Source organism: Vibrio sp. 10N.286.51.C3, assembly GCF_003050065.1.
GTDB classification, from domain to species: Bacteria; Pseudomonadota; Gammaproteobacteria; order Enterobacterales; family Vibrionaceae; genus Vibrio; species Vibrio crassostreae.
In genome coordinates this window covers 359,256-385,252 of the sequence record NZ_PIGC01000001.1, presented here as the reverse complement: position 1 = coordinate 385,252, position 25,997 = coordinate 359,256, and the positions used below count along the sequence as shown (strand labels likewise).

Annotated in this window: 20 protein-coding genes; 4 read left to right on the top strand and 16 right to left on the bottom strand. The window is 43.3% G+C overall.

Annotated elements, in window-relative coordinates; genetic code table 11:
* Positions 1-400: 400 nt before the first annotated feature.
* Positions 401-1,291: a LysR family transcriptional regulator gene (locus CWO27_RS01625; RefSeq protein WP_107898455.1), complete on the top strand. Its 891-nt coding sequence runs from the start codon at positions 401-403 to the stop codon at positions 1,289-1,291.
* Between the two features lie 101 nt (positions 1,292-1,392).
* Here the strand turns inward: CWO27_RS01625 and CWO27_RS01620 are convergent, their stop codons facing one another.
* From CWO27_RS01620 to CWO27_RS01595, 6 genes are all read right to left on the bottom strand, one after another.
* Positions 1,393-6,318: an ATP-binding protein gene (locus CWO27_RS01620; RefSeq protein ID WP_107898454.1), complete on the bottom strand. Its 4,926-nt coding sequence runs from the start codon at positions 6,316-6,318 to the stop codon at positions 1,393-1,395.
* Positions 6,311-7,336, bottom strand: coding sequence for a response regulator (locus tag CWO27_RS01615; RefSeq protein WP_107898453.1), 1,026 nt, complete (start codon positions 7,334-7,336; stop codon positions 6,311-6,313). Before CWO27_RS01615 ends, CWO27_RS01620 begins: the two co-directional genes overlap by 8 nt.
* 336 nt (positions 7,337-7,672) lie before the next feature.
* Positions 7,673-8,437: an iron ABC transporter ATP-binding protein gene (locus CWO27_RS01610; RefSeq protein ID WP_107898452.1), complete on the bottom strand. Its 765-nt coding sequence runs from the start codon at positions 8,435-8,437 to the stop codon at positions 7,673-7,675.
* Between the two features lie 12 nt (positions 8,438-8,449).
* Positions 8,450-9,400, bottom strand: coding sequence for an iron chelate uptake ABC transporter family permease subunit (locus CWO27_RS01605; RefSeq protein WP_107898451.1), 951 nt, complete (start codon positions 9,398-9,400; stop codon positions 8,450-8,452).
* Positions 9,393-10,346 (bottom strand): ABC transporter permease, encoded by a 954-nt coding sequence (locus tag CWO27_RS01600; protein WP_107898450.1) that lies wholly within the window; start codon positions 10,344-10,346, stop codon positions 9,393-9,395. The genes CWO27_RS01605 and CWO27_RS01600 overlap by 8 nt, the downstream gene beginning before the upstream one ends.
* Before the next feature lie 100 nt (positions 10,347-10,446).
* The gene (locus CWO27_RS01595; protein ID WP_107898449.1) at positions 10,447-11,379 is read right to left on the bottom strand and encodes a siderophore ABC transporter substrate-binding protein; all 933 of its coding nucleotides are present in this window, start codon (positions 11,377-11,379) and stop codon (positions 10,447-10,449) included.
* A 929-nt stretch (positions 11,380-12,308) separates the two neighbouring features.
* On the opposite strand from CWO27_RS01595, the gene CWO27_RS01590 reads away from it, so the two are divergent.
* Complete coding sequence (locus CWO27_RS01590) at positions 12,309-12,518, top strand: hypothetical protein (protein ID WP_004731601.1); 210 nt, start codon at positions 12,309-12,311, stop codon at positions 12,516-12,518.
* 231 nt (positions 12,519-12,749) lie between these two features.
* On the opposite strand, the gene CWO27_RS01585 is transcribed toward CWO27_RS01590, so the two are convergent.
* Positions 12,750-13,343 carry a hypothetical protein gene (locus tag CWO27_RS01585; protein ID WP_048659943.1) on the bottom strand — a complete coding sequence of 198 codons (594 nt, stop codon included), beginning with the start codon at positions 13,341-13,343 and terminating at the stop codon, positions 12,750-12,752.
* Positions 13,344-13,995: 652 nt separating this feature from the next.
* Between CWO27_RS01585 and CWO27_RS01580 the strand changes: the two genes are divergently transcribed.
* Entirely contained in the window at positions 13,996-14,535 is a 540-nt protein-coding gene (locus CWO27_RS01580; protein ID WP_107898448.1) for a DUF3332 domain-containing protein, read from the top strand.
* A gap of 112 nt (positions 14,536-14,647) precedes the next feature.
* Here CWO27_RS01580 and CWO27_RS01575 read toward each other — a convergent pair whose 3' ends face one another.
* From CWO27_RS01575 to CWO27_RS01560, 4 genes are read right to left on the bottom strand one after another with little or no spacing between them, the layout of a single operon-like run.
* Positions 14,648-15,307: a potassium channel family protein gene (locus CWO27_RS01575; protein WP_086712092.1), complete on the bottom strand. Its 660-nt coding sequence runs from the start codon at positions 15,305-15,307 to the stop codon at positions 14,648-14,650.
* Complete coding sequence (locus tag CWO27_RS01570; protein ID WP_107898447.1) at positions 15,308-16,408, bottom strand: AI-2E family transporter; 1,101 nt, start codon at positions 16,406-16,408, stop codon at positions 15,308-15,310. It abuts the gene before it with no gap.
* Positions 16,409-16,430: 22 nt separating this feature from the next.
* Positions 16,431-17,450, bottom strand: a complete 1,020-nt coding sequence (locus CWO27_RS01565; protein WP_107898446.1) for a DUF2955 domain-containing protein — start codon at positions 17,448-17,450, stop codon at positions 16,431-16,433.
* Entirely contained in the window at positions 17,440-18,561 is a 1,122-nt protein-coding gene (locus tag CWO27_RS01560; RefSeq protein WP_107898445.1) for an HlyD family secretion protein, read from the bottom strand. Before CWO27_RS01560 ends, CWO27_RS01565 begins: the two co-directional genes overlap by 11 nt.
* 159 nt (positions 18,562-18,720) lie before the next feature.
* Here CWO27_RS01560 and CWO27_RS01555 point away from each other — a divergent pair, with 159 nt between their 5' ends.
* Positions 18,721-19,716, top strand: coding sequence for an AraC family transcriptional regulator (locus CWO27_RS01555; RefSeq protein WP_107898444.1), 996 nt, complete (start codon positions 18,721-18,723; stop codon positions 19,714-19,716).
* A gap of 15 nt (positions 19,717-19,731) precedes the next feature.
* On the opposite strand, the gene CWO27_RS01550 is transcribed toward CWO27_RS01555, so the two are convergent.
* From CWO27_RS01550 to CWO27_RS01530, 5 genes are all read right to left on the bottom strand, one after another.
* A complete protein-coding gene (locus CWO27_RS01550; protein ID WP_107898443.1) occupies positions 19,732-20,793 on the bottom strand; it encodes a sensor domain-containing diguanylate cyclase in 1,062 nt (353 codons plus the stop codon).
* A 118-nt stretch (positions 20,794-20,911) separates the two neighbouring features.
* A complete protein-coding gene (locus CWO27_RS01545; RefSeq protein ID WP_107898442.1) occupies positions 20,912-21,916 on the bottom strand; it encodes a Solitary outer membrane autotransporter beta-barrel domain in 1,005 nt (334 codons plus the stop codon).
* A gap of 388 nt (positions 21,917-22,304) precedes the next feature.
* Positions 22,305-23,543: a carbohydrate porin gene (locus tag CWO27_RS01540; protein ID WP_240699574.1), complete on the bottom strand. Its 1,239-nt coding sequence runs from the start codon at positions 23,541-23,543 to the stop codon at positions 22,305-22,307.
* 76 nt (positions 23,544-23,619) lie between these two features.
* Positions 23,620-24,279: a DUF3299 domain-containing protein gene (locus tag CWO27_RS01535; RefSeq protein WP_107898441.1), complete on the bottom strand. Its 660-nt coding sequence runs from the start codon at positions 24,277-24,279 to the stop codon at positions 23,620-23,622.
* 81 nt (positions 24,280-24,360) lie between these two features.
* Positions 24,361-25,740, bottom strand: a complete 1,380-nt coding sequence (locus CWO27_RS01530; RefSeq protein WP_107898440.1) for a metal-dependent hydrolase family protein — start codon at positions 25,738-25,740, stop codon at positions 24,361-24,363.
* Positions 25,741-25,997 lie beyond the last annotated feature (257 nt).

The window sequence follows — 25,997 nt, the reverse complement described above, 5'->3', positions numbered from 1 at the left end:
AGCGTACTTTGATCTTCGAAGCTTTACACTCTAGAGTTGAAGTTATCATTATTTGAGATAATAATAATTTTTTGTTATTTATTAGGGCGTGTTGATCTTTCGAGCTGATTTTTGCAGCGAGTTGCTGGGTATTTATACAAGGCAGAGGCTTTGATGTGTAGCTAGCCTACATGATAAGCCGATAACGCAGTAGAAATGACCAGCAAACGCTGCCCGGAGGGTTCGAGCTGGGCGCCCCCGCAAAAAGCGTTTTACTCTTTGTTGAGGGAGATTTGCTTAGAATGACTAGGCTGCTTCTCCCTCGCCGCGATTAAAACGCTTTTATCTCGAACAAAATTTAACCACGAAAGTTCAACACGCCCTAGCGCTGTTTTACAAACTTCGGCATTAAGAGGCGAGTATGATCAATCCGCTTTGGCTCAACACATTCAAGACTCTGGTTGAAGTTGGCCATTTCACGCAAACGGCTGAAAAGTTATACATGACTCAACCAGGTGTCAGCCAACACATCAAAAAGCTTGAGCAAGCATGTGATTGTGACCTGCTTTCTCGAGAAAATAAGAGCTTCGAGCTAACCGAGCAAGGTCGGATTATGTATCGCTATGCGCTCAAGCTAGAGAAAGACCAAGAAGATCTTTTCGAGTCTCTGAGTTTTGATAATCCTTATGCAGGACAATGTCATTTGTCTTGCTCTGGCTCACTCTCTTTACGTCTATATCCCAAGCTTCTTGAACTTCAGCAGCAACACCAAGATCTCAGCATCAACCTGGAAGCGGCTCCAAACAAAAAGATATTGAATGACCTACTCCAAGGCACTACCGATATCGGCATTGTTAGGCATTCTCCTAACGACAGCTACTACCAAAGCCAAGTCATTGGCAAAGAAGCACTATGTCTTATTGTCCACCATAGCCACGCCGACCTAGAAATAACACCGCAAACGCTGCATGAGATTGGACTTATCGCTCACCCAGATTCAGCGCACTACCTCTCTTTGTACTTCGACCTATGCGGTGATAAATACTTAGCGAATATTAACGTCAATGAAATTCCAAAATCTGGCTACATCAACCAGCTTCATCAGATATTGCTACCAGTATCAAAAGGATTAGGTTTTACGGTATTACCGGCTGGCGCAGTTGAACACTTCCCAGAGAGAGACAAATTGCACGTTGTGCCGCCAAAAGTAGAGGTTGAGGAGACGCTGTATTTGGTTCAAAAACGAAACCGGAAACTGCCGCACCGATACAATACAGTTATTGATTTGATCAAACAAAATGTGAGTGGCTAACGCGTTGATTCGCTGACTAAATTAAAGCCTTTAACCCCTCAGGTTAAAGGCTTTAAAGGTTATATGATAGTGATTACCACAAGCGACTTATCCCAAGTTGCTTATTCCAAGGATCTGAGAACTTCGCTGGCTCGCTCGAAATCATAGCTAACTAATGCACTTTGAATATCTTTAAGCACAGCAGCATGTGGATACTGCACGAGTAACTCAGCCACGTATTGCGTAGCATCGTTATCATAAGCTTCGAGCAGTGAGAGTAGCTTAACCTTGTGATCTTCTGTGAGCACGGATTCCATCACACTCACTTCATTCACGCATTCAGCTTGTGGCTTTACAATCTGGCTATCCGTTGCTGCAATGAGCTCAGCTAACCTCTCTTCACCTTCTCTGAGGTCTTGCTCATCACACAAACTGTTATGCGCTTTACCTTCTAACTCTCCCATTAAATCAGCTAACTGGAATCCACCAATCGACGCTGCCATGCTTTTCAAGGTATGCAGGTTTCTTTCAAGCGTAATCCAATCGTTTTGTACCAAATTATCAAACGCATCAACCATCATGCTTGGCGCAGTGCTATGGAACTTCCCAATCAATTTGTTTTGAAGTTCCGAATCATGAAGAGTGAGTTGTTCGAACCGCTGTTGAGAAAATACACTGATAGCATCATTGCTCTTGGGTTTACTTGTTAGGCTTTCAAGTGGCTCTGTCTGCCTATCTAACGGAGCTGCCTTTCCTTCTACCATCACCTCCGGCACTATATATTTGACGATCAAAGAAGTCGCTTTATCGATGATAATAGGCTTGTCTAAGAAATCCGTTACACCTGCGTCCCTTGCCTTTTGCTTAGCATCAGCAAACACATTGGCAGACACCGCTATAATAGGGACTTTCGTATCAAACTCACGGATCTGACGCGTCGCTTCAAAGCCATCCATAACGGGCATTTGAAGGTCCATTAAAATCATTTCATAATCATTATTTTTGGCTAGCGCGACGGCTTTTTCTCCGTTCTCAGCCAAGTCAACATTCAAATTCGTACGCTTGAAAAATGCCAACGCTAAGTCTTGATTTAACTCATTATCTTCAACCAGCAATATCTTTTGCCCCTTAAACTCGATGTGATAATCCAGCTTGAGCTCCTGAGATTTAAAGTGTGCCAGTTCTTTAGCATCCGACCTAGGCAGAGTAAGAACGAAAGAAAACTCACTACCCTCTCCCAATACGCTCGTAACTGAAATCTCACTGCCCATGGCTTGTACGAGCTTTTGACTGATATTTAGCCCCAAGCCAGTACCTCCAAACTTTCTCGTGGTAGTACTGTCTGCCTGGCTAAATGCTTGAAAGAGCTTGTGCCTATTTTCTTCTGAAATCCCAATCCCTGTATCAGAAACAACTACCTTCATACTCACGCTTCGATCATTGGATTCGAGATGAGTAACATTCAAAGTCACGTTCCCATGCGATGTAAATTTGATGGCGTTCCCAATCAGGTTCAGAATGACTTGGAATAGTCTTAACGGGTCGCCAATCAACGGGGTATCTAACTCTGGGTCTATCGACATAGACAACTTAAGTTGCTTCTCATCCGCTTTCGATTCCATCAGCTCAATCACATCATTAAAGGTCGTCACGGGATCAAACGGGATGTTATCAATAACAAGTTGCCCAGCTTCTATCTTTGAAAAATCAAGGATGTCATTGATGATACCGAGTAACGAATGGCCAGAACGGTGCACTTTCTCAATATAATTTCGAGCGACAGGATTAGATATTTCGCCAATTGCCAAATAAGACAAACCAATTATTGCGTTCATTGGTGTTCTAATTTCATGGCTCATGTTAGCCAGGAACTCAGATTTCGCTTGGCTCGCTAGATCCGCTCTCTCCTTTTCCTCTGCCAACTGCTCGTTGAGGTATTTCATTTCCGAAATATCGAATGCCCAAAACAGTGTGGCGATATCCCCATCAAGCTCAAACAAGTAATAACTCGCGAGAGCCACAAAGCGAGTGCCATCTGATTTTCTCAGCACTAACTCTCGGTTTTCTACCTTACCATTGAGCTTAAGCTCCTTGTGTACCTCTTCACGTACCGCTAACGAGTCATGAATTGCAGCTACATCAAACGCATCAAGCTTTTTACCTTCTACGACGAACAGGCGCTTTGCGGTGTCATTGGCATAACGAACCTGCTCCTCAAATACCACCGCAGCGGCAATCGGAGAACTATTGAGCATATTGTAGAGTTGATTCTGCGCCTTTTTGAGGGCTTCAGTCGCTTCATTAGCAATACTGATCTGCTTCGCTAATTTTCGATTCCAGAAAATAATAAGTAGGAGGATCACTAGCGAGAAAACCGAAATGGTGTAAACCAACTGGTAGTCAACTCTTTCTATCGCTTTTGGCGCTGCCCACTTTGCTGAGATCTTCTGATGTTCTTCTGCGGAAATACTCTCAATCGCTTTATTCACAATGGAATAAAGCAAAGGTTCTGATTTGATGACATGTAAAGTTGGCGAGAGGAAAAAATCGAGTCTTCCGATAATTCCGATCTCCCGGTGACCAAATGAGTCAATGAGATAATTGAGGACGTCGACAGTATCGATCATGCCATCTAAGGTATTATAGTCCAGTCGGTTGAGTCCATCTTCTGTGGATTCTACCAGCACCCATTCAACGTTCGGGTATTGTTCGATAACCGCATCTGTATTTGCTGCATTCTTCAAGATACCGATTTTCCAACCCTCAGCTTCTTCAAGTACCAAGCTGCTGATATCTCGTCTCGATGCGATCGCTAAGCGGCTTGAAAACAAGCTTTTGACTGCTTTGACATTGTCTCCTAACGAACGGTTTTCTTGAGCCGCGGAGACCAGTTCTACTTCATGGTGATCAACCAAGCTACGGGTCTCTGACCAATTTGCAACGTCTACATGGTTAATATTTAAACCTGTTTTCTGCTCAATCAGTGTTAGATAGTCATCAATCATCCCGATGTATTCACCGGAATTGGATACCGCCTCATAAGGCAACGAATTCGGATCGATACCTATCCGAACATTCGGATTACCTTTGATCCACTTTCTCTCTTTTGGGCTGAGATTTAAGATTTCTCCAATCAAACTATTCGCTTGATAAACATCCGCTATATAGCGTTTCGCCGCATCTCCGAATGAACTGAATTTTTCGACCGAGGGAAAATAAACATGGTTCCGCTCTAACGACTTAACATCAAAATAGAAAGTCATCGAACCAGAGTTGGTGTTTCCTCCTTTGGTTCGATAATTTGCCACCTTGGTGACAGACGAAAAATGAGAGGTGTTTTTCTTCTCTCCATATTCATCAACTAGGTTGCCGATATACCAAGATTTAATCGGGCGATTGTTATTATCCGCTTGTGCGGTGATCACCTGAAATGAACTGTATGTATCAAAAATTTCAAAAACTTCCGTTAACTCTTCAAAGCGGTCATTGACAATAAAATACGCGGATACTTGCGCAATAATATTCGCTTTTTTAAGCACTTGACTTAAATCATTCTGAACCTGCACATCGATAATTTGGCTTAAACCATCATCGGCCTGTTTAAGGTTTTTAATCGCGGCATTGAAGCTGTCTCTAATTTCCTCACTCTTAAAGTCCACATAGATCGGATACTCAACTTTATACTCGTCATGTAACATTAACTCTGACATTTCGATAAAACGAGTATTGGTGATAAACCACTCTAGTACTCTTCGTTCAACCATTAGCAAGTCGACATTTTGAGCCCTCAACTGCGAGAATGCTGATTCAAGATCTTCGTAATCTTCGACACGATCAATGTCTAACTTACCCTTCAGAACTTCAACAGAGTTTTTAATTGGGGATGTTTCGTCGAACAATAACGCCCCTAATGATAGGTCTTTTTGGGATTGAAGTTGGAGTTTGCGTCGCACGAGAGACACAGGAACAAACTCAACATTAAGAACGTTATCACTTAAAAAGTGCGCATTAGGATCATCAAACTGAACACCAGATACAAAGGCAATAGAATTATTGTTATCGATAGCCTTTCTAGCGGCACTAGGAGGAAGGGTGACAACGTCACCTAACTTATACCCCATATCATTAAGAGCACGCTGAAGAATGTCGTGTTCTAGCCCGACCGCTGTGCTGTCTGGGTACATATACGGAGGGTTACCAAAGCCAAATACGCCTTTCAGTGGCACTCGATAAGAGGAGCTATCTAGCCACTTTGATAGAATCTGGTTCTTATTATCAATGTCGAAGGTTTCAATTTGTTTGTTGATTAGCGTCAGTAGCTCTGGTTCGTCAGTTCGAATCACCATTGACGCTTCTAACTTTTTCCAATGTTCCAAAACATAATTGACCGCTAGATCATGAACGCCAATCTTTTTCGCAAGATCCATGGTGGTAATTGGTTCACCGACTATGCCTTGAACATCGCCATCCCCTAACGCACGTACTGCATCAATAACGTTGTCGAACTCCACTCGTTCAATAGCGCTCAATTGAACACCTGCTCTTTGTAAGTCGATATTTTCATTAACCATCGCGATGCGGCGCTTGTTATTTTGCTCTAGGTTTCCATCGAGTTTATTGTCGATAGGTACTATTACAGCAACCTGATAAGGAACATAGGGGTCACTTGCAAGAAAACGCCCTCCTTCACTTGGGTCAAACTGTTGAAATGGGAATACATCACCTCGCCCATCGACTAACGCCGCTTTGGCCTCGACGCGCGAGTTAACTGTGATAAAACGAACATGGACACCAAAACGCTGTTCAAGATCCAATGTCCAATCTTTGATGATCCCAGAAACCAGCCCATCGTCATCAATGAATGAGTACGGGTAATGGTCGGAAAGTGCAATAAAGGTGATGGTCGGTTGGTTTTCCAACCACTGATTTAACTTTGCATCGGTCACTTCAGCCGCGTTTGCACTGCGAATGACCAGTGACCACACCACTATGCCAATGACAAGAGATACTGCAAAACGATTTAGCGACAGCATCCAGCGATCACTCATCTTTGAACTTCTCTTTAATTGCTAGAATCTCAGGTAACTTAAGAAAAAAAAGATCGACGATAGTTGGGTCAAAATGTTTGCCTTTTTGCTCCTCAAACAAACTCAACGCCTCATCAACACTCCACGCTTTTTTGTAGGGCCTTTCTGCGGTCAGAGCATCAAATACATCGGCAACTGCTGCGATACGTCCGACTAGAGGAATATCTTCACCTGCTATCTGGTTAGGGTAACCACTGCCGTCCCACTTTTCATGGTGATATTGCGCGACTTGAATGGCCATTTGCATTAGTTTGGAATCACTCTGTCTGCCAAGTATCTCGACACCGAATTCCACGTGTTTCTGCATGATCGCCCATTCATCGGCATCCAATTTGCCCGGCTTCAGTAACACACTATCAGGAATACCGATTTTTCCAATATCATGCATTGGTGCAGCATCACGCAAAGTCTCAGCGTCTTCGTCTGTCATACCCAAGGCTTTAGCTAATATCTCGCAATAATGGCTCATGCGCATAACGTGCATGCCCGTTTCATTATCTTTAAATTCAGCCGCACGCCCCAAGATATTCAGAGTCTCTAACTTGCCAAGGTTGATTTCTTGAGTTTTCTCTTTGACCTGACTAAACAACGCGCGTTGTTGGTCATAAAGAGCAATATGGGTTTTTACACGCTGAAGTGCGATTTCTGGGGTAATGGGTTTCGTTAAATAATCAACAGCACCTAAAGACAACCCTTTCACTTCTGCTTCAGGATCCATTTTTGCGGTCACAAATATAATTGGTATATGCGCGGTATTAGGCTGAGCTTTCAGTTGACGGCATACCTCGTAACCATCTATATCAGGCATCATGATATCAAGGAGAATTAAGTCAGGCTGTGGCACCATCTTTGCTATTTTGATACCGATAGTACCGTTGATCGCGACCTTTACTTGGTAAGTATCTTTGAGAATTGCAGTTAGCACATCCAAGTTACTTGGGGTGTCATCTACGACTAACACTATAGGTTTACGACTCATTGACACCTCGTATAAAAATCAAACAGTTATAATCATAGTGTAGATGGGTTTTCGCACCACTCAACATGAAAATGACAAATGATTGTTAAAAATGAAGAGTAGATCTTCGAGTGACATCAAACTAACGGTGAGCTCATATGCATGTCAGAATTTCGGCGGGCAATGTTTAAACAATTCACGGGTAAATTCAGCTTTTCACCTTTTATGCAACTCACTTTATTTTGGTTAATCAAGCTTTCGGCTATTAAAGGCGTTAGCAAAAGATTCGATCACTAGAAACAAAAAGAGCTCCTCATACATGAGCTCTTTCTTTTCTGTAGCTAGATACTAATAAGTCTAACGACCTGAGTAATACATACAGATTCGAACACCATCGAACTCGCGAATCTCAAATGGGATCTCGTAGATAGACTCCATCACTGACTTTTCAACCACTTCAGAGACCTTACCCGACTTAACCACTTGGCCTTTGTTCATCGCGACGATGTTATCTGAGTAGCATGAAGCAAAGTTGATGTCGTGAATTACAATCACTACCGCTTTGTTAAACTCATGCGCTAAACGACGCAGCGTCTGCATGATTTCGACAGAGTGCTTAATATCTAGGTTGTTCAGTGGCTCATCTAAGAACACATAGTCCGTATCTTGCGCCACAACCATTGCGATGAACGCCATTTGACGCTGACCGCCACTCAACTCATCAAGGTATTTGTTTTGAATATCAGTAATGCCAAGGTGCTCGAGCGCAGTGTCGACGATCTTATGGTCTTCGTCTTTCAAGCGACCTTGTGAATGTGGGAAACGGCCGAAACAAACCAGCTCACGAATCGTAAATCGCATATTGATGTTGTTTGATTGTCTTAACACGGCAAGGTGCTTCGCAAGCTCTTTGGTATCCCATTCAGCCAGTAATTTATCGCCAATAACGACCTCGCCCGCATCACTTTCGGTTAAGCGACTCGCCATAGAAAGCAGCGTACTTTTACCCGCACCATTTGGGCCAATGATAGAAGTCACTTCTCCTTTTGGGAACATGGCACTGGCATCATCCACCACGAGTGATTTGCCATACTTCTTACTCAAACCTGTTAATTTAATCACTACTTACTACCTTTACTGAATTCTGGTGCGTAACAACAAGAACATAAAATACAAACCGCCGACCAAGTTAATGACCACGCTCACAGTGGTTTCAAACGCCATTACTTTTTCGATAAACCATTGGCCTGAAACCAATAGAACGACCGCTAACAAACTGCTCGCAATGATAAGCACGCGATGTTGATAAGATTTGAATATCTGACGAGCTAAGCTCACGGTGATTAATCCAAAGAACAGCACAGGGCCAACCAAAGCCGTCGATACCGCGACCATCACTGACACAATCACCAAGGTAATTTGAGTCAGTCGCTTGGTGTTCACGCCCAAGCTTGTTGCGTTATCGACACCAAGCCAAAGCACATCAAGCTTAGGCGCTAACAACCACAGGCCAAGCAAGCTCAAACCCAATGGAATAAGGCTGAGGTAAACCAGTTCACCTTTCACGTTGTTGAAGCTCGCGAACATCACATTTTGCAGCACGGCAAACTCGTTCGGATCAATCAACATCGCTAAGAAGTTCGCTAAGCTTGAGAATACGCTGCCGCACACAATACCAATCAACAACAGTGTAAATACGTTGTTTCGCTTACTCTTGAAGTAAAAATGGAACAGCGCAAACGAGAACAAGATCATCACAGTCACAGACAATGAAAAGTTCGCGATTGCATCAATTACCCAAAAGCTAGTGCCACCAAACACAAACAGAAGCACCGTTTGAACCAGCATGTACAAACTGTCAAAACCCAAAATTGAAGGGGTTAGAATTCGATTATTGGTGATGGTTTGAAAAACCAATGACGATGCAGAAATCGCCACCGCCGCCAACACAATCGACAGCAGTTTTGGTAGTCGTAGAGACAAGAAGAACTCGTAGTTATCCCACGTAAGTCCTTGCCCCACAAATACTGCTGCCATCCCCAAAGACGCGATAGCCAGAATCGCAATTTTTACTGAATCACGCATTCGACTTGTCTCTCATGATTAGGTAGATAAAAATCAAACCGCCAAAAATGCTGATGACCATTGAGATTGGAATCTCATAAGGAAAGATAACGATTCGCGCTAACAAGTCACAAGCCAATACCAAGATCACGCCCCAGTAGGCTGTCCAAGGCAGAATCTTCTTCATGTTATCGCCCATTATCAGCGACACAATATTCGGCACGATAAGGCCAAGGAATGGGATAACACCGACAATCATCACCACAGAAGAAGCACAGATAGCGACCAACGCAACACCAATGAAAACGATCTTCTGGTAATTAAGGCCGATGTTTTTCGCGAAGCTCTCACCGATGCTCGCCGCACTGAACTGGCTCGCGAAGTAATAAGCCAGCACACAAGCAGGAACCGCGAGGTAAAGGATTTCATAGCTGCCTTGCAAGACACTCGCAAAGTTCGCCATCGTCCATGCTGACATGGTTTGTACTAAGTCGTACTTGTAAGCAATAAAGGTTGTCAGGGACGAAACAACGTTGCCATACATGATGCCAATTAAAGGCACCAACACCGCATTCTTAAACTTGAGGTGTTGTAAGAAGCGAACCAATAACATGGTGCCTAACACCGCAAACGCAAAGATAAAGCCTAAGTAGCTCCATTGAGCGGCATTACCCAGCACCAAAATACCGACGATGTAACCCAACATGGCGCAATCAATCGTGCCCATCGTAGAAGGAGCAGCGAACTTGTTCTGAACAATCTGCTGCATGATAAGGCCAGAAACACTTAAACCCGCCCCAGCTAGCACGATCGCGAACAGTCGAGGTATCCGACTAACAACATAAATGGAATTGGCATGTTGGTTACCATTGAAGAAGTCACTAAAACTGATTTCAGCGACTCCAATCATCAATGACGCAACGCATAACACAACAAGAAATACAGCAGCTGCAATGGGTTTCAACATAGAAATAATACTAAAGGTAGGTATCGGGTAGACCGTATAAAAAAGTGAAAAAGGGCTTATAAGAACACGCTTATAAGCCCGAAAATCTGATGATTAGTAACTATTGAATCGTACGTTCAATGTCACCTAGCATTCTGTGGATCGCTGTTACACCGCCACCAGCCAGATACCAAGCACTTGAATCAAGGTAAACAATGTTACCTTGTTGCGCTGCAGGTGTTGCCGCAACTAGTGGGTTGTCAAACAGCTGTTGTGCGCGCCCTTCTGATTTGCCGATCGCTTTTTCGCGGTCAAGAACGTAAAGCACTTCAGGTTTTGCGTCAGCAATGTATTCGAACGAGATTAGGTTGCCGTGAGTCCCTTTAATTGGAGCCACTGTGGCACTCTTTGATTCAACGTAACCAAAGTCATCAAAAATGATTGAGAAGCGACTGCCCTTGTTGAACATCGCGATATTGTTGCCGTTATTCATCAACATCATTGCAGTGGTTTCGCCAGACGTTACTTTGTCGTTTACCGCTGCAATAGAATCCTGAGTCTCTGTGATGATTGCTTCAACTTCATTTTGTTTATCAAACAGTTGACCTAGTGCACGCCAGTTTTCTTGAGCGTCAGCCCAGTACTTGTCGCCCTCAATAGAGAACATGATCGTCGGAGCAATTTGTGCCAACTTGTCGTAGACCTTTAGCATGCGGTTTTCAGCAATGATAACGTCAGGCTTCAACATGTAGATAGCTTCAAAATCAGGTTCGCTCAACGAGCCAGTGTTTGCTGTCGTTGCTTTGTAAGACTCTAGGTAATCAGGCATAAGGCTATGAGGTGCGCCGACTGGCTTGACACCAATTTTATCTAGCACATCCAAGCTACCAAAACCAAGAACCACTACTCGTTGCGGCACTTCATCAAACTGCGCTGTACCCTTCACGTGTTCAATAGTCACGGTTTCCGCTTGAGCGGTCATCATGAATGATGATGCAAGAACGATGGCAAGCCCACTCAATAACTGGCGAACTGAATTGATTGTTTTCTTCATGTTTCTTCCTTTGCCATTGAGACAAACCACCACTCATGACAATGAAAGTCAGATGACTCATAGGTGATCATGGGGCCTACACAACGGCTAAATAACGATAATTTAAAGTCTGTCATTGCTTCGACAACAAACTTGCAACGCAAGTGAGAACTATTATCAATTATATTTGCGTTAAATTAGCGACACAACAACTTTATTATTCAGAAACGTAAAAGTGAGTATTCATGTTTTACGTAGTGAAGAGAAGTATTAGGAATCAGAAATAACAAAAAGACGCGAAGAGGAAAATGAGCATTAATCTGGAGAGGAAAATTGATGGCAAAAAGTGACCAACTGTTCTGTAATCATAACGCTTAACCCAAAAGCTACGACTTACAGTTTACAATATAAAGCCTAAATATAACAAAGCCTTACTTTAAGATTAATCAAGCTAGCAATGAAAAGAACTAATTACAAAGAAGACGAAGCGGCGCAAAGCCAAAAATCTGTAGATATCATAGTAAATCTCCTAACCGTCGCTCATTTAACCTTCAGTAAGCGATGATAAGTCACTCAAAAATATTTTTTAATATAATTGAAAATAGGGTTGTAATTTTAAAAACTAGGCGTATAGTTCGCCACTTGGCTCTAATCTATAGAGCTGTTAATGCTAAAGTAAGTCCAAGTTCCACATAGACAGTTCTCGATTCCCTCGTTACACCATCTCTGCGTCAGCTTTCACCTAGATAGTCATTCAATAGCTTCTCAATTAGATCCCACTACCGTTCTATTCGTCATTTGCTTTCTTTTTAGCGAATTCAAGATAGACCGACTACTTAAATACAAATGTAATAAACACAAGGCACAGTTATGTCACGCAGAACAACACGACAAACCCATTGGTACCAACTATCACGCGAAAAAACAGTCAACAAACTAAAAGGTAATAAATGCTCAAGATTAAAATAGACTTACACAAAGAAGAGATTTCATGGGTCACCGAGATTCGACAGCTCAATAGCGATATACTCCACCGCCACATATTGCCCAAGCTACAACATCACAGTTATCTCATCGACTTTGAATTTAATGAACGAGAAAGCATCGGAACTATCGTTTCAGGCAACGGAAACACCCTAGGACATTTCACACTCCTATAGCATTTCCCAAAGGCGACAAAAAGAAACATCGCCTAGCTCCAAAGATATAAAAGATGTCACCCTCAATTCGCTCTAGCAGAACAAAATAGAGTAGAAGTAAAACAGATCAGAAACCTAGCCCTTTTTGCATTTCACACGCGGCTAACGCTAGCTAGGTTATCGTGCTTCTATTTAAACCAACTTATATCGAACTCTGAATCACCAATGAGTCATTATCAGTGCATTCATGGACTAATAAGTTAACGGCATCGACCTTAACTTCTGATCAAGAGTATATAAGTGTTCTGCAGCTTGCATGTGTTGAGGGTAATCACTGAATTTCTCACGGTTCTCTTCATTCATCTTACATGTCTCATCCACCAGCATTAACTTCCAATACAGCTTTGTTGTATGCAGCATCGCCAGTAAAGGTTTGAATACCTCTTTCTCATAAGCTTGGATCAACTCTTCAATCAACTCGTCACGTTCGTCTTCACTTGCGATTGAACCCTCGGTTGCCGACAACACTTTTTGATACTTCAGGTTTTGTTGCAGCTTATCCATAACCGTTTGGTTTTCTTCCGCTAACTCAACAAGTTTCGACTTAATGATATTTATCCAGTTCGCTTGGCTCAGTACTGTGTCATCAACGTTGGTAAAGTCTTCTCGTATCTGTCGTTCCACATCTTTTTGAGCTTTCTTTAAAACCGCACGCACCTTTTGGAAAGGCAGTTGATATTCCTTACTTAGCTCGATAATCAGTTTATGAAAACCACCATTTGGCAGGTGTAAGTTTTCTTTAAACGTCGCCATTGCGGCTTCTTGCTGTTCGGTAAGGTGAGTCATTCTGTTTCCTATTCTTTATCACTTATGGTGCTGAGCCCGGGATCATACCACTATTACCCTCGCTTTTTCGGTAACTTGATCAGTTACACCTAGGTACGTACTTAATTTCTCTCAACTCGTTATCTTTTGGTTGATTTTTACACTACTTAGCATGAAATGGTAAATCTCGCTCGGGGAAAGTTCGTACATTACGCGCTCAGGGTATATCGCCAGACAGGAGTCGTTACTTACATATGAAAGATAACAGCCAGAAGTGAGAAAACACATGACCTATTCAGAATACAAAGAATCCGATTTGCATAAGTGCGTGAGTATTGGTGCAGAAGCAATGGTATCAGTCGCTAAGTTTACCTTTAGAGCCTCGACCCTTTTATTTCGATTTTTCCGTTGGCTTGTCGTATCGGCCTATTCTTATGTGATGAAGTAATTCTATATTGGAATCGTTGTTTTCATTACGACTTATCCAAATACCCAAAAGCGCGCCCTATTAGGTCGCGCTTTTTTTGTGCCCAGTTTTATACCTAGCTTTATGCCAAAAACCCGAGGACATTTTATATTGTCAGTGGCGCTAAATGGTAAAACTGATAATCGAATAAAAACCATACTACACCTGTTCCAACAAAACAGACTTCTAACTTATACAGGTACTAAAATGAAAAAGATTGCACTTAAAATTGTAGGACTAACGGTTTTGGCTTCTGCGCTAACTGGTTGTATCGGCAGTAACGCCGTAACAGGGAAAGTGATGAAATTTAACGTTGAAGTTGTCGATAACCGCTATGCTCGTGCAGGTGTAAACTTCTTATTAGCGCCTGTATACGGTATTACAACCGCAGCCGACTATGTCGTATTCAACTCACTTGAATTCTGGACAGGTAAAAACCCGATCAGCGGTTCACCACACGTATTTGATACAAAAACAGATACTCACTTCAAAGTGAACGATGGGCTAGACCCAAGCCTTAAAGAAGCGCCTGTCGGCCCAATTTCAAGCAATCGCACCATCGAGACCGGTGAGATGATTAAGATCGACGAAAACACGGTTCAAATGGACATCGTTTATACGTCTGGTGAAACGGCGACTCTGACGGGTATCAAAGACGGGCAAAACGTTAGCTATTACATGGATGGTCAGCTTGTATCGCAAACGACTATCGCTGAATTAGAGAAGATTCAAGGCACTGAAGCGTAAGATTCACTGCCTACGCAGAGTTCAAACTTAAAGAGACCTTGAAGCTCATAAAATAGAAGAAGCCCGGCGATTGCCGGGCTTGTTTGTATGTGCTCTATTATTTGTAAATGTCCTATTGGGACTGAGACTGTGCAAGTCGAATGCTCACCAAACTCGCCACCATAATAGCCAAATAGAAGCTGCCGATAATGGATTCCATAAACACAAAGAATTGAGCAATAGGCAGGGCCGGTGATATGTCACCATAGCCAACCGTGGTCAAGGTGATAAAGCTAAAGTACATCGCATTGAACAAGTTGGTTAGCCAAATTTGCTCTTCTAACCCATTAAATGCATTAGGGAAGATCTCTAAAATCAACAAGTAGATGGTCGACCAAGCAAACCCTAACAACAAGTAGATACAGATTGACCCGATAATGTGATTGGGCGTCACCGTTTTTGCTTTCATCACCTGTTTTAACGCCGAGTAAATGTGTGAAAACAAAAATACAGCCAACGCCGATAACGTCACTATCGACAGGTTATAGCCTTCCAAAAATGAAAAAACGCCAGACACTAAAGCCGTAATCAATAACAGTCCATACCAAGAGCGATACAAGGCTCGCTCCTTATGAATGCCGACAATTGAACTCGCCAGAGTAATGATGATGAGAAATAGTATTGTTTTTTGGCCTTGCGGATAAAACTGCTGCATCACCGCGCAACCAAAAAACAATACCAACAGTGCATAGAATAAGAAGTAGAAGTTGTCGTCTTTAGAGACTGGCTTCATCTATTTCTCCTCTGTCTCTGCTTTGTTTGTCTCAGCATCTTCTTGGCTTTTCTCTTCAAGCCCAAGCCACGCCATCATCAGCTCATAGCTTAAACTCAGAATCACAGCACCAACAAACAGACCAACGATTCCTGACATCGCCATTCCGCCCAGTGCACCCAATAAAATAACCAGCATTGGAATATGAGAGCCTCGGCTTAGGAGGACAGGCTTCAAGATAGCGTCACTGCCGCTCACCAAAATACACCACACTAAGAACAAGCTCGCCGCCAGTGTCGATTCAACACTAAACATGTAGATGATCGCAGGTAATAGAGCAAGAATCGGTGGAAGTTGGATGATTGCAATTAACAGCACAGCTAGCGCCCAAAACGCAGCAGCAGGAACGCCAGCAATCACTAAACCGATTGCCGACATCATGGATTGAATCACAGCAACACCAATCACACCTTGCACAACACTGCGCACAGTCGATTTAGAGAGCTGTACCAACTCTTCACCTTTACCGCCCGTTAAACGCGCCACTAAGTGAGTCACACCCGTTTTGCATTTATCGGCATTACTCATAAATGCACCAGCAATGATGGTAGAGATGATGAACTGAATAAAGCCACCACCCAACGAGCCAAGAACAGAAGCAGCTTTCGTCGCGAACTGTTTAAGTTCATCAGCATACTTTATGAAAGTGCCTTCAATATTGTTGGAGGCGGCAACCAAGGTTGAATAAACCTTCTCACCTATGAATGGGATATCTTGTAAGGACGTTTTCGGTTTAGGCAATGACAATGTGCCATCTTGAAGCCCTGTCATCAGGTCAGTCGCGCTGGTGTAGATACCAGAAGAAAGCGCCGCCAAAGGAATAAACAGAAGAATGACACCAATAAAGCTCAGCAATGCACTGGCTTTACCTTTCGACATTCCCGTTTTATTTGAAATTGCGACTGCCACTGGATACAACGCAGTCGCAATGATCGCCCCCCATATAACTAAAAGAATGAATGGGCGCAAAATCGAAAAACACCAATACACGAGCATGGCAATCGCTGCGATCTTAATGGCAGCGTCTATCGCCTGTTTTGAAAAATCATCGGTTAACTTCATGAGACGTCCTTGTTAGACAAAATTAAGGCTGATTCTGTAGGAACTTCCAATTCCGTGTTTCTAGGAATAGAGAAGCCAAAATCATATATATGCCGATTAACACTAATTGGAATATGCGTATAAGGGTGTTGCTATCAATGTCGCCTGAGCTCATCAATGTGCTACCAACCAGTACTAGCAACGTACTAAATGCAGTGGCGAAAATAGGTGCTTTTTCGGGAACCGTGTAGATCTTGGTTGCCATAAGAATGGCAATAAGTCCTATAAACAAAGAATAGAAGACAATGTTGGGTACAATAGAAAGAATTGAAAAAGCAGCAATCGCCAGCAATCCCCCGATACCGTTACTTATCACAAGAAAAGCGCTCAACTTTATCGACTTCTCTGACGTAATCATCAACGATAGCAACGCAATAAACATCATTGTCAGTAAAGCTTCAGATATTTGAAAAATAAAGAAAAAGCATACTACTGGGTAAGAGATAATCATCGCCCTAAAGGCCGCATACCAGCGCTGTTTCTTTTCGAGTGGCGCAGCAGCGAAACCAGAGAACTCCGATTTAGGCTCAGGAAAAAACACATGCACTAACGCGAAAATTATCACTGAAACCACACCAGAAGTCGCTAAGCCAGATGCTAACATTACTGAAACGCCAGGGTTATCAATCGCCATGAATGGCAACATCAAAACAGCAATCAATAGTATGGTCGCGAACAAGTTCCATTTTGGGTCGACAAACAAGTAGTAACCCCAAAGCATCATTAACCCCACTAAAATTAGCAATGGGATTGGGTAATGGGTAATTCCTCGAGATAACAATAAACCTAACCCCATAGTCACCACAACGGCCAAGAGCAATTCGTAGACCGTTTCCTTATGGAGGTTTGGTTTATCAATTAAGAACTTAGCAGTGAACACTGGCGCTACAAACGCAAGTGGCCAGTTTATCCACGCCGCCAAGAAAACAGCCAACGTGACCCCGACGGTATACCGCAGGATCCGTTGCTGTGTTTGTTGGTCAGGAATCGGCTTATCGGACATAAGACAATACGCTAATCAAACGAATCCATACTTTGCCTATCGCGTTGAACACAAAGTTGTCGCCGCTATAAACAATCACATCCGCTTGGCCGCCAACTCGGAGCATGCCTTGCATCTCATCTCGTTTAAATTCGATGGTAATAGGAAGCATCTGTGTTTGACGCAACCAACCCGTTTGTTGGCTAGCCTGAGCAAGCTTACCTGCTTGATCATTTTGCCCCCAATCAACTCCCCAATCGATACTACTTACTCGCCCTTTTACCACTTTGCCCGGTGCGAAATCCAACGCTACTTCAACTTCATCACCTACCGTTACATTACCTAGGCTATTTTCACGATAATAAGCTTCAATCCAGATATCTTCGGTTGAAACGAAGGTCATGATCGGTTGCCCTGCTGATGCATAAAAACCTTCAGACAAGCTAAAGTTAGAAACTCCACCTTGCGTCGGTGCGGTAATCACGGTGCGTTCTAGGTTCAACTGAGCTTGTTCAAGAGCTAACAATGCGGCTTTCACTTGGCTATTTTCTTGGCCTTCTTTACCCATTTGCTTCTTAGCTCGGTCAAGATCAGCTTCTGCATTCACAACCGCAGCTCGAGACGTTGCTAATGCTGCTCGTGCTTTATCTGCATCTGATTTAGAAACCACACCTTTATCGGCCATCTCTAAAACACGCTTGGCTTGTAGCTTGGTGTTTTGTCTTTCAACAATCGCAGAAGTCAGTTTCGCTTGAGCTGAAGCAATGCTCGCGGTTTGAGCACCGACATTTTGCCCAGCGATCTCTAAGTTTTGCTCAGCTTGTTGTACGGCGATGAGGTAATCAGACTCGTCGAGAATCGCAAGCTTATCGCCTTGATTAACAAGTTGGTTAGGTTGAACAAGAATATCGAGTACTTTACCCGACACCTCAGGCTTGATTGGAACGATATAGCCTTTTACACGAGCATTATCGGTAATAGGGATGATGCGGTCTGAAATGACACTGAAGATCAGCATGAACGCCACGAACAACAATAAGTAGTTTGTGACCTTTCTTACTTTGTCTTTTCCGTTTTCTTGCTGGCCAACGTCTTCCTTGGCTTCTTGCGTATTCCCGTCGACTTCTGACATGGGACTCCCTTCTAGATAACTAACATCAACAAAATTAATACTTTAAAAATAAACCCAGCAATGGAAAACTCAAGTAAATGGGGTTAGATTTAGTAAACAAAACGTTGCAAATGATATGCTCGTCTAATAACGCGACAATATATACAGGATTGTATTCTCATGACCTCTAGTCACTATCAAGTCCCGGTGATTCAAACGAACTACGCTAAAATTTTGGTTCAAATTTTTTCTGACTATGGTCTTGATTTACATCTGTTGCTCAAAGATTCCGGTTTACCGCCCGATCTCATCGAATCTGAAAGTGACTTTGTGCCGTCAGAATCCATTAAGCGTTTGATCTATCTCACGTCGGCACAACTTGGCGTATCACGGTTCACCGATATTCTTGGACTGGCATTTCGACGTCGAATCATCCCAAACGTCTTGCATCAATTTACCGAATTCGAAACCATTGGCGATGCACTAAAACAGATCAATTCAATCTTTGCCTACGACTCCCCAGGCAGCAAAGTCGAGTTTATTCAAGAACACGGTCAGAGCTGGTTTTGCAGAACCGCACCTGAAGACAATTCCCCTATGTTTCAATGGAGCGAAGCTTTCGCTGTTATTTATATCATTGAATTAATTACCATTTTATCTCAGTCTCCATGGTTACCTACTAAGGTTCGCTTACAAGGCCATGATATCGATGTCGTCAAAACACTGGTGCCAAGTAGCTGCCAACTGTTCGTTGATCAATCATCGTCGGCTGTGCTTATTCCTGAAGAGATCTTAAAACTCCCTATCCGTCTTACGTCTAAAGAGCTCAGTGCAAAACCGACACTTATTGAGTGGCATACCAGCTTTACCGATAGCGTTTATGAACTGCTAAAGCCGTACATGAAAGAACAAGACCTTTCTCTTGAAGAGGCGGCAGAGCTGCTTAACTTTTCAGTACGAACGTTCCAACGCAAACTCAAAAATGAAAACACCACATATCGAAAGATCAAAGAGAACCTGATGTTTTCAGTAGCCTGTGAGCTGATGGAAGAAGGTCACACGCTGACCTACATTTCTAGCCAGCTCGGTTACACCAACATCTCGCATTTCTCGAGAGCCTTTAAACGGGTGTCTGGTCTTACGCCGAAGATTTACCAACGATCAATCTCGGCTTAGACTCCGCTCAATTGATTAACCAACAACAATTGGAGCAGGAATCACCGAGCTAGGGCTACACACTCTATTTCGCCCGTTACCTTTGGCGCGGTAAAGCGCCTTATCCGCACTGCGATAGGTCGCTTCGGCTTGCGCCTGTATTTCAGACACACCACAGCTCACAGTCAGGTTCAATGTTGTTCCTTTGGCAATCACTTCTTTCAATCGATACATCGCCTCAAACGCTTCTGGCAAATCAGTTTCTGGCATCAAGATAGCAAACTCCTCTCCGCCTACTCGCGCAACAATGTCGGTGTCTCGGCAGTTATTTCTCAACAGTTCAGCGACCTCTTTTAGCGCTGAATCACCTTGGTCATGACCATGATTATCATTGATAGCCTTGAAGTGATCTAAATCGATCAACGCCAGGCAAGAATGCGTGTAACCATAACGCTCCGCTAGGTTTGAGTAATGTTTTAAGTCGTTATCAAAACGGCGTCGATTCCAGCACCCTGTTAATGAATCCGTTTCCACCAGCATTCTTAATCGGCGCTCCAATATCTTGCGTCGGCTAATATCCGTAAAGGTCACCACGTACTTATTATTGTGCGGTAGGATGTCGGTTAGCTTTTCCACTACAACGTTAACGGTAAACTGCTCACCAAGTCGACTTACGCCACTCAACTCACCTTTCCATCTCTGGTTTTCCTTAAGTGAGCGAGTAATGGTCGCGATTAGGCTGTTGTTATTCATAAAGCAGAGGTCAGAAATCGGGCGAGATTCGACTTGGTCAAAGGCATAACCTGATACCCGAGAGAACTGTTGATTAACTTGTATAACCCTCAATTGACTATCGAGAACGATAAAGCCTGCGACACCATCAATGATCGCTTCCGACAAGTTACTCTTGCTTTGAGCCATTTCATGCCGATAAAGGCGTGCGGTAATGAGAGTGCTAAGTAAAAACAACGCACACACCGAAAAAACCATGGCCGTCGTAGCTGCATTACTCAGCAACCACAAGCTAAATGCCATATTGATGACAAGTGCTGACATCACGTATAGCGGCATTTTTCGGTCATAATTTAACTTGTTCATAGTTTGCTCTGGTGATGGGCGAATGACTATGATGGCTAAGTTTTGATCAAGATATTTACCATTTTACGACACATATGAATTCAAATTAAATGCCAACCAGTAAGCTCACTGACTTATGCTAATTATTGAGTAAGAAGAGTAAACTGCCACCACTGAGCGAACTGCCGTAGTTGAAGTTAATCCCAACACCGAAGTTATCAAAGAAGTAGGAATCGTAGGGGACATCGAACACCAATCCTGCGCCAAATTCATAGTAATAGTGCGTATCAAGCGGGTCAGTGAGATCCCCTGCTACGTCTATTCTTCGAAAGTTGTAGTGAATTTGAGGGTTCTTTAACGACCAAGCATCCAATGCCACATTTTGTCTGAATTCAATTTCATTGATAAAGCGTAAACCTTCAGGGTTGCCGATATCGCCATCATTGGCTTCGCCCCATCCTGTTCCATAGAAATAACGCGCTCTTGATGACACATTCCAACTTCCCCAATCTTGTTTCTGTAGGTATTTGAGTTTGACCGACGGCTCGCCAATCAATGCCCATGCAGAAGTATTCAACGCGTATCCATCGAGCTGAGATTGAAAGGCTTGAGAGTAGCTGTTTTTATATTCGTATTTATTGCGGTAGTAGAGTAAATGAGTGCCTAGACCATAAACGATAGACCAATGTTGATTTAAATGGCTTTGAGCACCGAAAAAGCCATACAAGCCCAATACTGAGTCTTTATTAGGGTTAATTCGGCGGTCCGATGTAACATCAGATGAAATCTCAATATCCTGCTCAGACAGCGCATAAGAGCCTCGCACCGACCAAATCAAATCTAGGTCAGGATCATCGGTTTTAATCACGGAAGAATAAGGGATAGAGCCGACACTGACTTGACTTCGAGTGTCGATGGTTTTATCGGAGCCAAAACCACTGTCGTTTAGATTAATGAACGAGTTAGGATCGAAATCCACAAAACCAATAGAGACGGCATCGCTATCTGTAAGCGCAATTGAAACGGCAAATATCTTTTCCAAACGATGTTGAATCGCCTCATTGGATGCATAGGCCGAGGAAGAAATAAGGCCCGTTAAAAGTAAAGTAATAGAAGGGGGATATAGCGATTGGGGTGAAAGCATTAAGTTGACTCCATTCAAACTTATGCTTCAAGTGTAATTGGTAATTTAACTATTTCAATCAGATAGTTAATAGCGTGGTTGATACCCCTCTCAGTTCCGATTGTAAGAGTGTCGCCAAATCTATTAAGCCCCAAAGCTCTTCTACGTCTTGGATTCTAAAATGAATAATCATATGCGCCTCTGTCTAAATTGGAGTCTTATCTTGGATCATTCTGAAACCGGGAACTTACCATAATACGCCATACCCAGTGAAATGACTGTTTACAACTCTGATAGGCGAAGTGATTGTTCATAAGAACTAATTAACGCTGGATGACACGCAGGAACGCAAAAAGTGAGCCACCATGGGCTCACTTTTTAGGTCTAAACAAGATAATAAGTAGCGGAATTAGATAAAGACTCTCGCTCTAATACTAAACACCCAAGCGCTACTTTCATTTGAAAACGCAGGATCTTTTATATACTGGATGTCAGGCGTGACTTGGAAATGATCACCAAACTGCATGTTGTAGTAGATCTCCGCTGTCCATTGCTCTGTGCTACCGCTTATTGCCTTCGCATCAGCTGCAAAAGAATCACCATTCACTTCCGCCCAGTTTAGCGCTACACCTAGGTTATTCGTCGGTTTTCCTAACCCGAAATATCCCATACCAACCGAGATTGATTTATCGTAAAGGGCAACATCCCCTTCAGAGAAGCCACCACGAACAAATGGCATAACTTGATCATTCATGAATTGACTCCATGAGAAGTTAACGCCCGAGCCACCTTCCGCAGCAAGACTATTACTGTGGCGCGTATCATCACCAAAATCCCAGAAAGTGACATGGAAGTTATCGGTGTAGATCTGCTCTTGCGAAGCCGTCCAACCTAATTCCAGTGTCGTAAAGTAAGACGCATCGCTGCCAAAAGCGGTATCAAAACCATCAAGAATATCATCTGATTGACCATTTGCATCCGCGATACCACCGACGACATAAAAATTCTCGCCCAACATATGACCAGCAGAAAGCGCAAGTACACCATCATCTGGTAAGCCCATTGCGCCTGAGCCTGTCGAGAACGCCAAGTTAGTAAAACCAGACCACGGGCTTGCTAGAGCGTAAACATCTGCATAGTTCGTTACATCCTGCCAACCGACAACAATAGTGCCTTTGCCATCGTTGATTTTTTGCTTCCAATTCAAGTCCGTAACACGGAACCCTTGGTCACTGTATGCAGGGCCAATTGCACCAACATAGCCAAGCGGGCCGAATGAATAGTCTTTTGGCGCAGTATCACCATAGGCATGCCTATGTTCCACCTTCCATACCAAGCTACCTGAGTTCTGTGTGCCATTTCCTAGTAGGTGCCATGACCCGTATAGCCGTGCGACGCCGGATGATGCATTAACGCTATCGCCACCAACGCCATCTCCAGAAGTAAGGCCTAACGCAAAGTAATCCGCGCCAAATGTAAAACCATCCGCAGCAAGCTTTTCACGCCAATCCAGTTGCTGATATTTTTGTTTTGAAATTGTATTTTCAACAGAGTCTGGACCTTCGAAATTTGCGCTATAAACCGCTGGGCTCATTGACGTTGCTAGCACCATCACAGCCATACTTACTTTAGATAATCTTGAATTCATCTTGTCACCAATGCTTTTTGAGTGAGTTCTATTTTATTCATTGCTCACATTGAAAATTGTCATTTGATGACAACCATTAATTTTCTTTCTCGTAATAGTCTTCAATCATCGAAGCTTTCATTTCATAACCCATGGTGAGGTTACTGTTTCCATCGACTAAGAAAACTTCTTCAGTCACTTTGTTCGAGCTAAAGTCACCTTCTACCCATACTGGATACTGAACGTTCTGTACCTGAAAGCCTTCAGGGAAAGACACACGCACAATCTGGTTTGCTGGCGGAGGTGGCATGTGAATACATGCGCCCGCCACTGGCACTAAAAGAAACTCAATTGCGGTCATACCTTCTGAGAACTCTAAAGGCACGATGAAACCCGGAACTCGCACTTTCTTGCCGTCAAATTCTGTCGTGATAGCTTCAGCGTTCGCCTTCATGGTTTTCATGTATTCGTCACGCAGCGCGATCATTTCGTCTGCATCAACGCCCTGCTCATTTAGCGTTTTTTTGAATAATAAAGCCTGTTGTTGAGCTTGCTCTTCCTCTGATGCACTCATTGCTATCACACCTTGTAATAGACGCATTTGCTGATCGGTAAGATCTGGCATTTTTAATTTCATTTCGTGAGATTCTGAATTCAGATCTTGCCACTCAAGATTCATCGCTGTTTCAGCAAAGGTAGGTAAAGCGACGATAATCAGTGACATCATCGATAAGATAAGAGAAAGCGTTTTTTGCATAAGGGACACCTTGAAGAGAGGTGACCTACCGAAGTAGGTCGCCTATTAAAGCTTAACTTTTAACTGAATAGTCGCGCTGTGTTACAGCGTGTTTTTGTAGACTTTGCCATCTTTCATGATGACTTTGATGGTATCGATTTCAGGACTACGCGGCTCTGCGTCAAACCATTTTTCGTTTGCACCAATCACTGTTAAGTCTTCAAGTGGGTTGCCTTCTACAATGATGATATCGGCGTATGCACCCGCTTCAATCACGCCCAACTTACCCTCTGGATATGGGTCCATCACACCAGACAACTTAACGATCTCGCCGTTTACTGATGTCATGCCTTTCAGAGTGAAGAAGTTACCAAGCTCTTTGCCCGCAAGGTAAATCGTATGGTCGGTTTGCTTAATACAAGAAACCACGTCACCAACACAGTCTGTGTGGAAGCCCCATTTAGGTTGGTATTTGTTTACGTTCGAGATGTAATCTTTGAACGCTTTGGTTGCAGATTCCGCTTTACGCTTAGATGCAGGGTTCGAGTTAATCGCTTCGATCTGTGTTAAGTAAGGGGAGAACGCAGTCATGTTGGTTGTGATGTAAGCATCTTTATCTTCCATCTTGTCAGCGATATCACCATCGAACATGAAGCCGTGCTCGATTGTTTTAACACCCGCATCCAAGTTACGCATGATCGCTTTTTTACTGTAAGCATGAGACATCACGTAAGAACCGTAAGCATCGGCAATTTCTACAGCTGCCTCAATCTCTTCCGCAGACATCGCATTCAGTTGCCAAGGGTCAAATGATGAGGCTACACCACCCGATGACATGATCTTAATTTGAGTATTGCCTTGCTTGAAGTTTTGACGCGCAGCGGCTTTGATTTCGGTAATCCCGTCAGCATTAAAGCTCACGCTATTACGAGCCATATTGGTCGATGAACCAAAGAAGTGTTGGTTAGCCGTGGTTAGATTACTGAAATCGGCGTGTGAACCCGTTGGCCCAATAAACGCGCCTGATGTGTAGAGTCTTGGCCCCGGCAACATGCCTGAGTCGATTGTTTTACGTAGGCCCGTGTTCAAACCACCCGCATCACGCCACGTGGTAAAGCCTGATTGAAACGCAGCGTTAGCGTTGACTGTTGCTCGAGCGGCCAGTTCTTCAATCGTACGGTTGTTTTCGTGGTCACTTAGATTACCACCATTCATCAGCAAGTGACCATGGCCTTCGATTAGTCCCGGCATTAACGTTTTGCCTGTGCCATCAATCACTTCAGCTTCGCCAGCCTCGATCGGGCTTGCAGAGATTTGTTTGATTAGGTTGTCTTCGACTAATACGTGATGGTCTTCGTACAATTTGTTTTCAGTACCATTGAACACATCGACGTTAGTAAATAGCGTTGATGCTGCATTTGCAGAAAGAGCAAATGAGCACGAAAGAGCAACAACAGAGAGCTTTAAGCCTGCATTTTTCATTTTTACACCTTGATTCCGTTTGTTAGTGGCGTCCACTTCCCATAACGATTCCGTAACTACTAATGAGTGTTATGAGGTTTCAAAGATGTTTTTATTGGTCGTGACACTCACAAAAATCTAATCAAAATTCTGTGAAATAATCGAGGCAAAAACAACTCATCAACATTCAATAACTTAGTAGTGATACTGCCAGTCTTCAAGGTTGATAAATGGCCATTTGGTGACAATAAATAATTCTGCGTGCAGGCTCCGGTTTT